This window comes from Streptomyces sp. NPDC104313 (assembly GCF_055583985.1).
The window spans coordinates 465,605-481,188 of the sequence record NZ_JBVJMW010000004.1; the positions used below are offsets into that span (position 1 = coordinate 465,605).

Consider the following 15,584-nt stretch of genomic DNA (forward strand, 5'->3'; position numbering starts at 1 on the left):
TGCTCCCCCCAGCCGGCCCTGACAGGCCGGGCGGACCGTGTTCGCGGTGACCGTCACCGGACTCCAGCGTCGCACGTCCGGCGCCGGCGCCGGGCAGCCTGCCGTCGCGACGGTACGTGGGTAACCTGCCGGTATGACGTCGCAGCGACTCGAACCCATGCCCGTCGACTGGCAGCGCGCCCTGGCCGTGGTCGCCCACCCCGACGACCTGGAGTACGGAGTGGCCGCCGCCGTGGCGGAGTGGACCGACGGCGGCCGTGAGGTCGCCTACCTCCTCGCCAGCCGCGGCGAGGCCGGGATCGACTCGCTGTCGCCCGAGGAGTGCGCGCCGGTGCGCGAGCGGGAGCAGCGGGCGAGCGCCGCCGTCGTCGGCGTGCGGACCGTGGAGTTCCTGGACCACCGCGACGGCGTGATCGAGTACGGCATCGGCCTGCGCCGCGACATCGCCGCGGCCATCCGCCGTCACCGCCCCGAGCTGGTGGTCACCCTCAACCACCGGGACACCTGGGGCGGGGTCGCCTGGAACACCCCCGATCACCGGGCGGTCGGGCGCGCCGCGCTGGACGCCGTCGCCGACGCTGGCAACCGCTGGATCTTCCCGGAACTGGGCGAGCGCGGACTCCAGCCGTGGGACGGGGTGCGCTGGACCGCCGTGGCGGGCAGTGACCGGCCCACCCACGCCGTCGACGCGACGGCCGGTCTCGAACGCTCGGTCCGGTCGCTGCTGGAGCACCGTACGTACATCGAGGCGCTGACCCGGGAGGACCCGGAGCGGTACTGCCGGACCTTCCTGACCGGCATGGTCGAGGCCGCCGCCGAGCGGTTCGGCGGCCGGCCGGCGGTCACTTTCGAGGTCTTCGCCCACTAGGACGTGCCGTCGACGAGTGGGCCGGTTGACAAACCGGCTTGCCGATTCTGCAATGGCCGCATGAAGGAACACGACCGGGACGACCCGGAACTGGAGTCCGTCCTCTCCGGGGTCGGTCCCCGCCTGCGCCGGCTTCGCAAGGACCGCGGGGTCACCCTCGCCGCGCTCTCGGCCGCCACCGGCATATCCGTCTCCACGCTCTCCCGGCTGGAGTCCGGCGGCCGTCGCCCCAGCCTCGAACTGATGCTGCCGATCGCCCGCGCCCACGAGGTGCCGCTCGACGACCTGGTGGGCGCCGTACCGGTCGGCGATCCGCGCGTGCGGGCCAAGCCGATCGTGCGGCACGGCCGGACCATGCTGCCGCTGACCGCCCGGCCGGGCGGCCTCCAGGCGTACAAGCTGATCCAGGAGCCCGGCGGCGGCCCGCCGGAACAGCGCACGCACGAGGGGTACGAGTGGCTGTTCGTGCTCTCCGGGAAGCTGCGGCTGCTGCTGGCCGATCACGATCTGGTGCTGGAGCCGGGCGAGGCCGCCGAGTTCGACACCCGGCTACCGCACTGGTTCGGCCCGGCCGAGGACGAGACGGTGGAGTTCCTCAGCCTGTTCGGTCCGCAGGGCGAACGCATGCACGTACGGGCGAAGCCGAAGCGCGGCTGAGGCCCGGGGCGGGGCCGAGGTGTTCCCAGATCGGCAAGCGACCGCTTAGTATGCGGCGCAGCAGTGGTAAGGCCGACCGCTTCGGCGGTTGATGCCGACAGTGTCGTGGAGGCCCCTCATGCAGGCATGGCGAGTGCACCGGAACGGCGAGCCGGGCGAGGTGATGCGGCTGGAGGAGACGGACCGGCCCACGCCCGGCGACGGGCAGGTCCTCGTCGAGGTCCGCGCGGCGAAGGTCAACTTCCCCGACGCCCTGCGCTGCCGCGGCCGGTACCAGGTGCGGCCGCCGCTGCCGTTCACCCCGGGCGTCGAGGTGTGCGGCACCACCACCGGCCGTACCGTCGTCCTGCCCGGAGGCGCCCGATGAGCCCCGTAGTCGACGCCGTCGAGGTCCGCCGCCGCACCCGTGAACTGCTCGCCGCGCACCCGCCCGCCACCACCGACCGCACCGACTTCCTGGGGGCCCGCTTCGACGCCGGCCTCGCCTGGGTCCACTACCCGGCGGGACTCGGCGGACTCGACGCGCCCCGCTCCCTCCAGCAGGTCGCCGACGCCGAACTCGCCGCGGCCGACGCGCCCGACAACGACCCGCGCCGCATCGGCATCGGCCTCGGCATGGCCGCGCCCACCATCCTCGGCTTCGGCACCGACGAGCAGAAGCGGCGTTTCCTGCGCCCACTGTGGGTGGGCGAGGAGGTCTGGTGCCAGCTGTTCAGCGAACCCGGCGCCGGATCCGACCTCGCGGCCCTGGCCACCCGCGCCGTCAGGGACGAGGCCGGCGACTGGATCGTCGACGGGCAGAAGGTCTGGACGTCCAGCGCCCATCTGGCCCGCTGGGCGATCCTCATCGCCCGCACCGACCCGGACCTGCCCAAGCACCGCGGCATCAGCTACTTCGTCTGCGACATGACCGACCCCGGCGTCGAGGTCCGGCCGCTGCGCCAGATCACCGGCGAGGCCGAGTTCAACGAGGTCTTCCTCACCGGCGTACGCATCCCCGACAGCCACCGCCTCGGCCCCGTGGGCGAGGGGTGGCAGGTCGCCCGGACCACCCTGATGAACGAGCGCGTCTCCATCGGCGGCTCCCGCATCCCGCGCGAGGGCGGCATGATCGGCCAGGTCACGAAGACCTGGCGCGAACGGCCCGAACTGCGCACGCCCGACACCCATCAGCGCCTGCTGACCCTCTGGGTGGAGGCCGAGGTCGCCCGGCTCACCGGCGAGCGGCTGCGCCAGCAACTCGTCGCCGGACAGCCGGGACCCGAGGGTTCGGGCATGAAGCTCGCCTTCGCGCGGCTCAACCAGGAGATCAGCGGCCTGGAGGTCGAACTGCTCGGCGCCGAGGGTCTGTTGTACGGCGACTGGACCATGAGCCGCCCGGAGCTGGTCGACTTCACCGGACGGGACGCCGGCTACCGCTATCTGCGCTCCAAGGGCAACTCCATCGAGGGCGGCACCAGCGAGATCCTGCTGAACATCGTGGCCGAGCGTGTCCTCGGCCTGCCCGCCGAACCCCGCAACGACAAGGACGTCGCCTGGAAGGACCTGAGCCGATGACCGTGCCCGCCCAGCCCCCCGCCACCCCCGACCTGCTCTACTCGCAGGACGAGGAGGACCTGCGCTCCGCCGTGCGCGCCCTCCTCGCCGACCGGGCCGACGCGCCGACGGTGATCGCGGCGACCGAGTCCGACACGCCGTACGACCCGCAGCTGTGGGCATCGCTCGCGGGCGGCATCGGCGCGGCGGGCCTCCTCGTGCCCGAGAATCTCGGCGGCCAGGGTGCGTCCCACCGCGAGGCCGCCGTGGTCCTGGAGGAGCTCGGTCGGTCCGTGGCCCCCGCCCCCTACCTCACCAGCTCCGTCGTGGCCACCGAGACGCTGCTCGCGCTGGGCGCGGCGGACGGTCCGGTCGCCGCGCTCCTGGGAGAGCTGGCATCCGGTGCCCGTACGGCCGTGCTCGCCGTGCCCTTCGCGACCTCGCCCGCCGGAGCCGAGGCGGTGCTTGCCACGCTCGACGGAACGGTCCGCGGCGTCGCCGACGCGGCGGTGGCCGATGTGCTGCTGGTGCCGACCGCCGAGGGGCTGTACGCGGTCCGGGCCCCGGGTCCCGGAGTCACCGTCGAACCACTCGTCCCGCTCGACCTGACCCGTCCGCTCGCCGCCGTCACCCTCACCGGAGCGGCCGGGACCCCGCTGGCCGACCCGGCCGCTAGCGCCACCGCCGTACGGCGCGGACTGCTCGCCGGAGCCGGACTGCTCGCCTCCGAACAGCTCGGCCTCGCGCAGTGGTGTCTGACCGAGACCGTCCGGTACACCCGGGAACGCCACCAGTTCAACCGGCCCGTGGGCTCGTTCCAGTCGCTCAAGCACCGGATGGCGCAGCTCTGGCTGGAGGTCGTCTCGGCCCGCGCCGCCGCCCGCAACGCCGCCGACGCCCTCGCCACCCGGAGCCCCGACGCCCCGCTCGCGGTCGCGGTGGCCCAGGCGTACTGCTCCGGCGTCGCGGTCCACGCCGCCGAGGAGTGTGTACAGCTGCACGGCGGGATCGGCATGACCTGGGAACACCCCGCGCACCTGTACCTGAAGCGCGCCAAGGCCGACTCGATCGGCTACGGCACGGCCGGCCGTCATCGTCGGACCGTCGCGGAGCTGGCGGAACTTCCGGCTCCGTAGGGCCGCCGCCCGGGCCCCGCATCGGGTCCGGGCGCACCGGGCGTCGGGTCCGGATGCACCCGAGTGGCCGTGCCCACCGACGCGGCGCCCCGGTCCGGCCCCGATCCTTGAGGCAGCAGACACCACGACGCGGGGAGATCAGCCGCACCGGCCCGCCGCAGACCGCGGACCGAGGCCCCTCTCCCGATCCTGCCGAGCCGGTCCAGCTTCTTCGAACGTGGCGGTGCCCGATGCCAGAGGTCCTGATCGTGGAGGACGACGCCGCTTCGGTCCTGGCCCTGCGGGGACTGCTCGAGGGGTCCGGGTACACGGTGGTGTCCGCCGCCGACGGCCGGGAGGGGCTGCGGCTGCTGTTCGCCGAGAGACCCGATCTGATGCTCCTCGACCTGCTGGTCCCCGAGCTGGACGGCTGGCGTGTGCTGGCCCGGGCCCGCGACATGAGTGACCTGCCGGTCCTGGTGCTCTCCGGCCTGGACGACGTGGCACACCGGGTGAGGGCGTTGCGCGCGGGCGCCGATGACTACCTCGTCAAGCCCTACGACGGTGAGGAGCTGCTGGCACGCGTCGAGGCCCTGCTGCGCCGGGCGGGGCACCGGCAGTGGGCGGGGGAGCGGGCCGGGGAGTATCTGCGACTCGTACCGGAACGGCGCTCCGTCGTCTGGCACGGCGGCGAGGTCCGTCTCAGCGAAATGGAGTACCGACTGCTTCAACTGCTCGTGCGCAACCGCGGCCGGGTCGTCACGACGAGGCAGCTGCTGACACGGGTGTGGGACGACGACTCGGCGCTGGGCGCCGACCGGGTCAAGTTCGCGGTGCTGCGGCTGCGCCGGAAGCTGCGCGGGGCGGCCGGGCCCGAGGGGCGCGATCCCATCGACGCGGTCCGGGGCGTGGGATACCGCTTCGTGACCGCCGAGGAAAGCGAGCGGACAGAGCAGGACGACCCCTCCGACCCCGGGCCGGAGGGCCCAGGCCCAAAGCCCTGAAATAGTTCAGATCGGACTGAGCAACCGTAAAGCAACGGAAAAGCAACGATTATGGCAACCGTGGCCAGTAAGGCTCGGGTCATGACCTCCTCGACAGAATCCCGTGTGGCCGTAGTCCTGGGCACCCGCCCCGAGCTGGTGAAGCTCGCCGAGCTCATTCGCCTGCTCGGACCCGCCGTCCGGCTCGTACACACCGGCCAGCACTACGACGACGGCCTCTCCGGCGATCTCCTGGAGGAGCTGGGGCTGCCCGAGCCCGAATTCCTCACCGGTGTCGGCGGACAGCCCCGGGCCGTGCAGGTCGCAGCGGCTCTCGCCGCCCTCGACGAGCGGTTCGCCGCCGAGCCGCCGTGTGCCGTGGTGGTGCAGGGCGACACCAACGCCGCGCTCGCGGGCGCCCTCGTGGCCAACGCCCGGTCGATTCCCCTGATCCATGTCGAGGCGGGGCTGCGCAGCCATGACCGGTCGATGCCCGAGGAACACAACCGAGTGCTCATCGACCGGCTGGCGGACCTTCTGTGCGCGGCGACCCCGCAGAACCGCGCCCTGCTGCTCGCCGAAGGGGTGCCGGAGAAGCGGATCGCGGTGACCGGCAACACGGTCGTGGAGGCGGTCCACACCCATCTGCCACCCCAGGGCGAACGGTCGGCCCTGCTCGCCGGACTCGGTCTGAACCCCGAGGGCTATGTCCTGGCGACCGTGCACCGGCCGGAGAACACGGACGATCCCGCGGCGCTGACCCTGGTCCTCGGCGAGCTGGCAGAGATCTCCCGCACCCTCCCGGTCGTCCTGCCCCTGCATCCGCGCACCCGCGCCCGTATCGTGGCCGCCGGCCTGCTGCCCCTCCTCGACGGGATGACGGTGCTCGCCCCGACCGGCTACAGCATGTTCCTCACCCTGGCCCGGCACGCCGCCCTCATCGTCTCCGACTCCGGCGGAATCCAGGAGGAGACGACGGTTCTCGGCCGGCCCCTCGTGGTCGTACGCCGCTCCACGGAACGCCCCGAGGCGCTCGTCGACTTCGCCGACCTCGTCGAACCCGGCCCCGGCATCGGGGCGGCGGTCCGCCGCCGTCTCGGCGAAGGCCCCGAGGGCCTGCGCCGTCTGGAGGCTCTTCCCAGCCCGTACGGGGACGGGACCGCCTCACGCCGGATCGCCCACCTGGTGACCGGGCTCGCCCGACGCCACGAGCCGCTCCCCGCCGTCCCCGTCGAGGTCGCGGCAGCGTGAGGCCCCCAGGCCCCGCCGCGCCCGAGCCGGCGGTCCGTCTCCCGTGCCCGCCACCGGGGTCGGCCCGCGGGCGCCGATCCGCCGACACCATGACCCGTACTGGAGCCCTCGCATGATCCCGGAGTTCTTTCTCTACATCTTTCCCTTCCTGCTGCTCGCCGCTTTCCTCATCTACTGGACCGGCTCCCGGCACGCCTACTCCCGGCGCCGTCCCACCGTGCCGGGAGACCCCTCCGGCCACGACTGGCACTTCTTCGTTCCCTGCCGCGACGAGGAGGCCGTGATCGCCGCCACGGTCACCCGGCTGCGGGCCGACTTCCCCGACTCCCACGTGTGGGTGATCGATGACGCCAGCGACGACCGCACCGGCCCGATCGTGGCTGCCATCGCGGCCGAGGACACCTATGTCCGGCTGGTCTCCCGACGTCGCCCCGACGCCCGGATCGGGAAGGGAGCCGCGCTCAACGCCGCCTACGAAGCGATGAACACCCACCTGGGCGAGGTGGATCGCTCCCGTGTCATCGTGTGCGTGGTCGACGCCGACGGCCGGCTGTCGGCCGACGCCCCGGCCCACGTCAGCGGTCCGGACGGCTTCGGCGACCCGGACACGGGCGGTGTGCAGATCGGCGTACGCATGCGGAACGTCGACGACGAACGCCCCGTGCCCCACCGCGGCCGGCTCGCCAACGCCTACGCGCGCCTCCTCCTGCGGATGCAGGACGTGGAGTTCGCCGTCTCGAACACCGGCATGCAGTTGCTGCGCCGCCGCACCGGCTCGGTCGGCCTCGGTGGCAACGGACAGTTCACCCGGCTCTCCGCCCTCGACCGGATCGCCGCCGCCGAGCGCCGCCCCTGGAAGCAGGACGCCCTCCTGGAGGACTACGAGCTGGGCATGCACATGCGCCTGGCCGGCTACCGCGTCACCCACGTCGCCGACGCCTGGGTGACGCAGGAGGCACTGCCCTACACCCGGCGCTTCCTGACCCAGCGGACCCGCTGGGCCCAGGGCAACATGCAGTGCGTGCGCTACACGGGCCGGATCATCGGCTCGCGCAACTACCGCGCCCGGGGCGTCCTGGAATCCCTCTACACCTTCGTCCAGCCGATCGCCCACCTCGCCATCCTCGCCCTGACCGCGGTCATGGCGTTCTTCCTCATCACCGGACTCGCGGCCGGAGCCGTCCTGTTCGCGGCCTGGCCCCTCGCGCTGGCACTCGGTGCCCTGTCGATCGTGCCGTTCCTGCTGTGGGGTCCGGTGTACCGGAAGGAGTTCGCCCCCGACCGCTCGCGCACCACCGGGCTGCTGTGGGGAGTCGCGCTCTGGCTGTACGCCTACCACCTGTTCATCGTCTCCGCGCGCGGCACCGTGCGACTGGTGAGCGGCCGGACGGGCTGGGCCAAGACCCGCCGCAACGCGGAGACCGCCGGAGTCGGCCCCACCGCGACCGAGGCCTGACAGGGCCCGACGCCTGCCGCGCGGCGGCGACCGGCCGACGACCCGCGAAAAGGAGCAACCATGAGGCACCTGCGAACTCCGGCCCGGAGACATGTCGACCCCACCAGCGTCGTGGCGCTCCTCGCCGTCGCGTTCGTCGACGTCGTGCTCGGACCATCGGTGACCCTCTTCGCCCTCTTCGCCGTCGCGCCGATCCTCGCGGTGTCCCGGGCCGCCACCGCGCGGGCTGTCGTCGCCACGGGAGCGCTCGCGGCTGTCCTGGCCGCGGTGATCGCCCACCACGACGGGCGGCTCGCCTCCACCGAGGGGCTGTTGTCCCTGTCGGCCGTCGGGCTGGTCACCTGGTTCTCCGCCATGGCGGCCCACGCGGGGTTCCGCGGGGAGCAGCGTCTCGCGCAGGTGGGTGCGGTCGCCAGGACGGCACAGGAGACCATCATCGGATCGGCGCCCGGTGCCACAGGCCCCGCGCGCATCGCGACGTCGTACGAATCCGCGGCGGACGCCGCCCGGATCGGCGGTGACTTCTACGACGTGGTCCCGGTCAGCGGCGGCGTACGCATGGTGATCGGGGACGTCCAGGGCAAGGGGCTGCGCGCCGTGGATTCCGCCGTCTCCGTCCTCGCCGCGTTCCGGGAGAGCGCCCCCGTCTCATCCGGCCTGGAGGGTGTGGGGCTGAAGATGTCCTGCGCCCTCGCCCGGCGTGCCGACGACGACCGGTTCGTCACCGCCGTCGTCGCCGAACTCACCGAGGACGGAAGGCTGAGCGTTCTCAACTACGGTCACCCCGAGCCGCTGGTCCTGCGCGCGCGGGGTGGCGTCGACCGGGCGGAGTCCGACCGGCCCGGAATGCCGCTCGGGCTGGAGGCGCTGGCCGAACACCGTCCCGGACGGTACTCCTGCACGCTCGCTCCCGGTGACCGGGTCCTCTTGCACACCGACGGCCTCGTCGAGGCTCGCGACCCGGTGGGCCGGTTCTATCCTCTCGGCACCCGTACCGGTCTGCTCAGGGGCGACAGCGTGGCAGCCGGACTGGACCGGCTCCGCTCCGACGTCCACCGGCACGCCGTGCAGGCCGGCCCGGACGACGACTCCGCCCTGCTCCTCCTCGAATACGTCGGCGGGAGCGGCCCTCCCCCGCGCAGGGAACCGGCCACCGCCGGGGTGTCGGAATGCGAGGTATGCGTCGTCACCGACTGCCCGATCTCACCTGTGCTCCGCAGCCGTCAATCCCCGCCGCCGTCCCCCGGGAGCCCGGAAGCGGCTCAGTAGCCCGGTGGACGTAAGGGGACGGAAGGGGGCCCGGTGAGCCGTACTGTTTAATTGCACACTGTTCGCAACAACAGCCGATCTTGAACAGGGATGTGCAGACTATGACGGCCCGACCGATACGGGTGGCGGTCGCCGCCACGCTGGTGACCGCGCTGTCCCTGACCGCCGCGGCCTGCTCGAACCCGGACAGCGCCAAGAGCGGATCCGGGCCGGGATCCACCTCGGCCGTCGTCGGCATCGCCTACGAGCCCGACAGCCTGAGCCCGCTGCTCGGCTACGGCAAGGACGGCAACTCCAAGATCTTCGACGGACTGCTCGCCCTGGACGCGGACATGAAGCTCCGCCCCGCCCTCGCCGCCGCACTCCCCGAGGTCAGCACCGACGGCCTGACGTACACGTACAAGCTGCGCCAAGGCGTGAAGTTCAGCGACGGGAAGCCGTTCGGCGCCAAGGACGTCGTCTTCACCTACCGCACCATCCTCGACGAGAAGACCAACAACGCCTCCCGCACCGAGCTGGACGCCGTCAAGGACGTCACGGCGAAGGGCGAGGACACGGTCGTCTTCACGCTCAAGTACCCCTACGCGCCGTTCGCCCAGCGCACCGTCCTGCCCATCGCCCCCCAGCACATCGCGGGCAAGCAGGACGTCAACGCCGGAGCCTTCACCACTCGCCCCATCGGCACCGGGCCCTACGTCCTCACCAAGTGGTCCAAGGGCGAAAAGCTCAGCTTCACCGCCAACCCCCACTACTGGGGCGGCGAACCCGAGGTGAAGAAGTTCACCATGGCGATCATCAAGGACGACGACGTGCGCGCCACCCGGCTGCGCTCCGGCGATCTCGACGGCGCGATCCTGCCGCCCAACCTCGCCAAGGGCTTCGCGGACGACAAAGGCAAGAAGACGTACGCCGCCACCACCTACGACTACCGCACGGTGACCCTCCCGACCCACAACAAGGTCGCCGGCGACACCGCCGTGCGCCGCGCCCTCGACATCGCCGTCGACCGCGAGACCATGGTCGACGCCATCCTCAACGGCGACGGCAAGCCCGCCTACGGGCCCGTCCCCACCGACAGCGAGTGGTTCACCAAGGGCACCGAGCGCCCCCACGACCTCGCCGCCGCGAAGAAGATCCTGGACGAGGCGGGCTGGAAGCCCGGCAAGGACGGCGTCCGGGTCAAGGACGGCGTCCGCGCCGCCTTCCCGCTCTGGTACCTCACCGGCGACAAGCTCCGCCAGGAGCACGCCCTCGCCTACGCCTCCGACGCCAAGAAGGCCGGCATCGCCATCACCGCCGAGGCCGGTAGCTGGGAGGTCATCGAGCCCCGTATGAAGCACGACGCCGTGCTCGCGGGCGGCGGCTCGCCCGCCGACCCCGACTTCGACCAGTACACCCTGCTCAAGTCCTCCCTCGCGGGCGACGGCTTCAACAACATGGCCTGGTACGACAACAAGGCCGTCGACGCCGCGATCGAGGCAGGCCGCAGGAGCGGCGAGGCGGCCGAGCGCAAGAAGGCCTACGACACCGTCCAGCGCGAGCTGGTGAAGAACCCGGGCTACACCTTCCTCACCCACATCGACCACCTCTACGTCGTCGACGACCGCTTCGGCTCCCTCACCACCCAGGTCGAGCCGCACGACCACGGGCTGGCCTCCGGCCCCTGGTGGAACGTCGAGAAGTGGTCCACCGGGGGTTCCGGGGGCTCGAAGAAGTGAGCCGACGCCTCCCCTGGGGGCCGATGGCGCGGATGGCGGGGCGACGGGCCCTGTTCGCCGTACCCGTCCTCGGCGTCGTCACTTTCGGTGTCTTCGCCGTCGCCGCCGCGTCCCCCTTCGACCCGGTCAAGGCCTACGCGGGCACCGCCGGGCTCACCGCGTCGCAGGAGAACCTCGACCAGCTGCGGGCCAACCTCGGCGTCGACCAGCCGCTCGTCGCCCGCTGGTGGGACTGGCTGACCTCGGCGTTCCGGGGCGACTTCGGGGACTCCAGCGTGATGCGTCAGCCGGTCGCCGACGTCATCGCGGAGCGCATGGGCTGGTCCGTCCTGCTCGCCGCCACCGCCTTCCTCGTCGCGATCCTGCTCGGCACCGGCCTCGGTGTCCTCGCAGCCCGCAAACCCGGTGGCTGGCTCGACCGGTGCGTCAGCTCCGCCGCGTACACCCTGGAGGCCGCCCCCGCCTTCTGGCTCGGGCTGCTCGCCATCTGGTTCTTCGCCCTCACACTGGACGTCCTCCCGGCCGGCGGACTCACCGACGCCGCCAGCGACGTCGTCACCTTCGGCCAGGTCGCCTCCCATCTGGTGCTGCCCGCCGCGGTCCTCGGCGTCTCCCAGCTGCCGTGGTTCTTCCTGTACGTGCGCCAGGGCGTGGCCGACGCCCTCGCCGAGGATCCGGTGCGCGGCGCCCGTGCCCGGGGACTGAGCGAGCGCACCGTGCTCCTCGGCCACGCCCTGCGCTCCGGGATGCTGCCGATGCTCACACTGATCGGCTCCCGCGTCCCCGAACTCATCACCGGCGCGCTGCTCGTGGAGACGGTATTCAGCTGGCCCGGCATCGCCGCCGCCACGGTGGAGGCCGCGACCTCGGTGGACTTCTCCCTGCTCGCCGCGCTCACGGTGCTCGCCACCGCCGCCGTGCTGCTCGGCAACCTGCTCTCCGACCTCCTCTACGGACTCGCCGACCCCCGGGTGGCCTTCGATGGCTGAGACCGCGCTCGCCCTCCCCGGCCGCACCACCCGCCGCGTCCGGATCGTCACCTCGGCCACGATCGTCGTCGCCGTCCTGCTCGCCGTCCTCGTGGTCCCGCCGCTGGCCCAGCTCGACCAGCAGGCCGTCGATCTCGCCAACAAGCTCGACCCGCCGTCCCTCGCCCATCCGTTCGGCACCGACGACGTCGGCCGCGACCTCCTGCTGCGCTGCGTATACGGCCTGCGCGTATCTCTGCTCGTCGGCCTGGTCGCGGCCCTCACCGCCACTGTCATCGGCACCGCGATCGGCGCGCTCGCCGGGGCGTTCGGCGGCTGGACGGACCGGGTCGTCATGCGGGTCGTCGACGCCCTGTCCTCCGTGCCGCACCTGCTGCTCGGTATCTTCATCGTCGCGATGTTCCGGCCCGGCGTCTGGCCGGTGATCATCTCGGTCGCCCTGACGCACTGGCTGTCCACCGCCCGGATCGTCCGCTCGGAGGTGCTCTCGCTGCGCTCGCGCCCCTTCATCGACGCGGCTGTCTCCGGTGGGGCCTCCCGCACCCGGGTCATCGTGCGGCACCTGCTGCCCGGCGTGCTCCCGCAGGCCGCTCTGGCGGCGGTGCTGATGGTTCCGCACGCGATGTGGCACGAGTCGGCGCTGTCCTTCCTCGGGCTGGGGCTCCCGGCCCATCAGGCGAGCCTCGGCAACCTCGTCCAGTCCGCGCGCGGTTCGCTGCTCGCGGGGGACTGGTGGCCCACCCTCTTCCCCGGCCTCTTCCTGATCATCCCGACCCTCGCGCTCGCGGGACTCGCCGGAGCCTGGCGCGACCGGATCAACCCGCGCCGGAAATCGGAGCTGATGCTGTGACCGATGACCACGAGATGGCCCGGGTGCCCGTCCTCGACGTACAGAACCTCTCCGTCCGCTTCCGGATGCGCGGTGGCCGGGACATCGCTGCCGTCACCGATGCCCGCTTCTCCGTCGCGCCGGGGGAGTGCCTGGCGCTGGTCGGCGAGAGCGGCTGCGGCAAGTCGGTGCTGGCCTCGGCCCTGCTCGGGCTGCTGCCCGCCAACGCGGCGACCACCGGCAGCGCGGTGCTCGGCGGGGATACGGACCTGCTGACCGCCGATGAGCGCACCCTCGCCCGCACCGTACGGGGACGGCGTATCGGCCTCGTACCGCAGAGTCCCGCCGCCCACCTCACCCCCGTGCGCACCGTCCGGGCCCAGCTGGAGGAGAGCCTGCGCGAGCTGACCGGGGTACGGGGCAGCGAGTTGCCGAAGGCCGCCGTGGCGGCCGCCGACCGCGCCTCGTTCCCCGAGGGCCACCTCGACCGCTACCCGCACGAGCTCTCCGGCGGTCTCGCCCAGCGCGCCGCGACCGCCCTCGCCCTGGTCGGTGACGCCCCGCTGCTGCTCGCCGACGAACCGACCACCGGGCTCGACCGCGACCTGGTCGAGCGGACCGTCGACGAACTGCGCCGCCACACCGACGAGGGCAGGGCGCTGCTGATCATCACCCACGACCTGGCCGCCGCCGAACGGATCGCCGACCGGGTCGCCGTGATGTACGCGGGCCGGATCGTGGAGATCACCGACGCGGCCCCCTTCTTCGGGGCACCCGGCCCCCGCCACCCGTACGCCCGAGGCCTGCTGGACGCCTTGCCCGAGAGGGACTTCACCCCGATCCCCGGGATGCCGCCGGAGCTGGGGGCGCTGCCGGAGGGCTGTGCCTTCGCCGCCCGCTGCACGTACGCGGACATCCGCTGCACCGGCGAACGTCCGGCCTTCGCGTCGGACCTGGCCTGCCACCACGTGCCGGCCGGCCGGACGCACCCCTTCGAGGAGGCCGCCGGTGCTTGAGCTGACCCGCGTCACCGCCGGATACGACCGCCGCGATCCCGTCGTCCGCGAGGTGTCCCTGTCCGTCGCGGCGGGCGAGGCGGTCGGGCTGCTGGGTCCCAGTGGCTGCGGCAAGTCCACCCTGGCCAAGGTCGCCGCCCTCCTGCATCGCCCGGACGCCGGAACGATGACCCTCGACGGCGCGGTGGTACGCGGCTGGCGGCACCGGGCCCCGCGCGAGCAGCGCACGGCCGTCGGCGTCGTCTTCCAGCAGCCCCGGCTCTCCGCCGACCCCCGGCTCAGCCTGCGCGAACTGATCGCCCAGCCGCTGCGGTCCACCGGCCGCCGCCGGGACGTCCCCGAGCGGGTGGCGGAACTGGCCCCGCTGGTCGGCCTCTCCGACGAACTACTGGAGCGCCGCCCGCACGCGGTCAGCGACGGCCAGCTTCAGCGGGCCTGTCTGGCACGGGCCCTGGTGCTGGAGCCCCGGCTGCTGATCTGCGACGAGATGACCGCGATGCTCGACGCCTCCACGACGGCCGCCCTGGTCGCCGTGGTCGAGCGCTACCGCTCCGAGTCCGGGGCGGCCCTGCTGGCCGTCGGCCACGACCGGGTACTGCTGGAACGCTGGTGCGACCGTACGGTGCGCTGGGGCGGGCACCACGCAGAGGAGGCGCCGACCGGGTGACGGATCCCGGGCGGCGCCTCCTCGGTGCTCGACCGGTCTACGTCGCCAGGGCCGTGCAGCGGCCGTCCTGCGGACAGACCAGGCCGTCGTACCCGACGGGTGGGTACCGCATGGACGCGGAGGCGAGTTTCAGCGACCACTTCCCGCTGCCGGTGGCCGGATCCCACGCGGCGATCTGCGGTACCCGGACGGTCAGGAGGACAGTGAATCGACGACCACGGAGGCCGCTTCCGCGATCAGCCTGTCATCCGGCTCGGCGTCCTTCGTGCCACGGTGCGACAGGATGGCGATCACGAGGGGAGCGGAGTCCGGGGGCCACACCACGGCGATGTCATTGCGTGCCCCGTAGTAGCTGCCGGTTCCGGTCTTGTCGCCGACGACCCAGTTCTCGGGCACCCCCGCCCTGATGACCGCGTCCCCGGTGGTATTGGTCCGCAGCCACTTCGTCAACTGCGCCCGCTCGGGTGTGCGCAGGGCCTTGCCCAGGACGAACGCGCGCAGATCCTGGGCCATCGCCCGAGGCGTGGACGTGTCCCTCTTCTCCCCGGGGACCCAGCGGCTCAGATCCGGTTCCTCCCGGTCCATCCGCGTGACGTCGTCGCCCAGCTCCTCCAGTGCTGCGTCCATACCCTTGGGCCCGCCGATGTGGTCGAAGAGAAGGTTCGCCGCGGTGTTGTCGCTGTAGCGCACGGAGGCGTCGCACAGCTCCTTGAGCGTCATGCCGGTGTCCACGTGCTTCTCGGTCACCGGGGAGTTGGCGACCAGGTCCTCGCGGGTGTAGGTCACCCGCTTGTCGAGCCCGTCCATGGAGTAGGCGCTGAGGACGACCCCGGCCTGGAGCGCCTTGAAGGTCGAGTTGTAGGCGAACCGGGCCCGGTCGTTGTGGACCACCTCGCGTCCGGTCCCGGTGTCGATCGCGTACACGCCCAGCCGCGCGTCGAACTCGCGCTCCAGCTTCTTGAAGTCGCCGGTGTACGGCTTCGCGGCGTCAGCGGAGGCCGACGTGTGCGCGACGGGCTTGGCGGACGTGGGCGGCGAGGCGGAGTCGTTCTGCCCGCAGGCCACCAGCGGTACGAGGGACAGTGCGGCGACCACACCGGCGACGGCGGTCCTGAGGCGGGGGTGATGCATGGGCGAAAACCTCCTGGCGCTCCGGTTCGGAGCGCATCGGGGACGGGCGGCACGGCTCCGCCCCGGTACGTTGTTGTGCGTGCCGAAGTCACCCTCGCC

Annotated in this window: 14 protein-coding genes and 1 pseudogene; 14 read left to right on the plus strand and 1 reads right to left on the minus strand. The window is 72.5% G+C overall.

The window, feature by feature from the left end; translation table 11 throughout:
* Nucleotides 1–133: 133 nt before the first annotated feature.
* The 14 genes and pseudogenes from ACZ60Q_RS12295 to ACZ60Q_RS12360 all read left to right on the plus strand — a co-directional run bounded on the left by ACZ60Q_RS12295 (nt 134) and on the right by ACZ60Q_RS12360 (nt 14,354).
* Complete coding sequence (locus ACZ60Q_RS12295) at nt 134–868, plus strand: PIG-L deacetylase family protein (RefSeq protein ID WP_469632158.1); 735 nt, start codon at nt 134–136, stop codon at nt 866–868.
* A gap of 60 nt (nt 869–928) precedes the next feature.
* On the plus strand, nt 929–1,525 hold the full coding sequence (locus ACZ60Q_RS12300) for a helix-turn-helix domain-containing protein (RefSeq protein ID WP_469632161.1): 597 nt from the start codon (nt 929–931) through the stop codon (nt 1,523–1,525).
* 118 nt (nt 1,526–1,643) lie between these two features.
* Nucleotides 1,644–1,871 (plus strand): annotated as a pseudogene (locus ACZ60Q_RS12305) (alcohol dehydrogenase catalytic domain-containing protein); the annotation flags it as partial.
* Nucleotides 1,872–1,888: 17 nt separating this feature from the next.
* Nucleotides 1,889–3,082: an acyl-CoA dehydrogenase family protein gene (locus tag ACZ60Q_RS12310; RefSeq protein WP_469632163.1), complete on the plus strand. Its 1,194-nt coding sequence runs from the start codon at nt 1,889–1,891 to the stop codon at nt 3,080–3,082.
* On the plus strand, nt 3,079–4,197 hold the full coding sequence (locus ACZ60Q_RS12315) for an acyl-CoA dehydrogenase family protein (RefSeq protein WP_469632166.1): 1,119 nt from the start codon (nt 3,079–3,081) through the stop codon (nt 4,195–4,197). Before ACZ60Q_RS12310 ends, ACZ60Q_RS12315 begins: the two co-directional genes overlap by 4 nt.
* A 230-nt stretch (nt 4,198–4,427) precedes the next feature.
* A complete protein-coding gene (locus ACZ60Q_RS12320; protein WP_469632169.1) occupies nt 4,428–5,180 on the plus strand; it encodes a response regulator transcription factor in 753 nt (250 codons plus the stop codon).
* 81 nt (nt 5,181–5,261) lie between these two features.
* Entirely contained in the window at nt 5,262–6,410 is a 1,149-nt protein-coding gene (gene wecB, locus ACZ60Q_RS12325) for a non-hydrolyzing UDP-N-acetylglucosamine 2-epimerase (protein WP_469632172.1), read from the plus strand.
* Between the two features lie 112 nt (nt 6,411–6,522).
* Nucleotides 6,523–7,866 carry a glycosyltransferase family 2 protein gene (locus ACZ60Q_RS12330; protein ID WP_469632174.1) on the plus strand — a complete coding sequence of 448 codons (1,344 nt, stop codon included), beginning with the start codon at nt 6,523–6,525 and terminating at the stop codon, nt 7,864–7,866.
* Between the two features lie 60 nt (nt 7,867–7,926).
* Entirely contained in the window at nt 7,927–9,135 is a 1,209-nt protein-coding gene (locus tag ACZ60Q_RS12335) for a PP2C family protein-serine/threonine phosphatase (RefSeq protein ID WP_469632177.1), read from the plus strand.
* Between the two features lie 101 nt (nt 9,136–9,236).
* Nucleotides 9,237–10,853, plus strand: coding sequence for an ABC transporter substrate-binding protein (locus ACZ60Q_RS12340; protein ID WP_469632180.1), 1,617 nt, complete (start codon nt 9,237–9,239; stop codon nt 10,851–10,853).
* A gap of 23 nt (nt 10,854–10,876) precedes the next feature.
* Entirely contained in the window at nt 10,877–11,842 is a 966-nt protein-coding gene (locus tag ACZ60Q_RS12345) for an ABC transporter permease (protein WP_469632744.1), read from the plus strand.
* Nucleotides 11,835–12,692 carry an ABC transporter permease gene (locus ACZ60Q_RS12350; RefSeq protein WP_469632182.1) on the plus strand — a complete coding sequence of 286 codons (858 nt, stop codon included), beginning with the start codon at nt 11,835–11,837 and terminating at the stop codon, nt 12,690–12,692. The genes ACZ60Q_RS12345 and ACZ60Q_RS12350 overlap by 8 nt, the downstream gene beginning before the upstream one ends.
* Nucleotides 12,693–12,706: 14 nt before the next feature.
* On the plus strand, nt 12,707–13,687 hold the full coding sequence (locus ACZ60Q_RS12355) for an ABC transporter ATP-binding protein (protein WP_469632747.1): 981 nt from the start codon (nt 12,707–12,709) through the stop codon (nt 13,685–13,687).
* The gene (locus ACZ60Q_RS12360) at nt 13,680–14,354 is read left to right on the plus strand and encodes an ABC transporter ATP-binding protein (protein ID WP_469632185.1); all 675 of its coding nucleotides are present in this window, start codon (nt 13,680–13,682) and stop codon (nt 14,352–14,354) included. Before ACZ60Q_RS12355 ends, ACZ60Q_RS12360 begins: the two co-directional genes overlap by 8 nt.
* A 192-nt stretch (nt 14,355–14,546) precedes the next feature.
* Here the strand turns inward: ACZ60Q_RS12360 and bla are convergent, their stop codons facing one another.
* The gene (gene bla / locus ACZ60Q_RS12365) at nt 14,547–15,485 is read right to left on the minus strand and encodes a class A beta-lactamase (RefSeq protein ID WP_469632188.1); all 939 of its coding nucleotides are present in this window, start codon (nt 15,483–15,485) and stop codon (nt 14,547–14,549) included.
* Nucleotides 15,486–15,584: the final 99 nt, after the last annotated feature.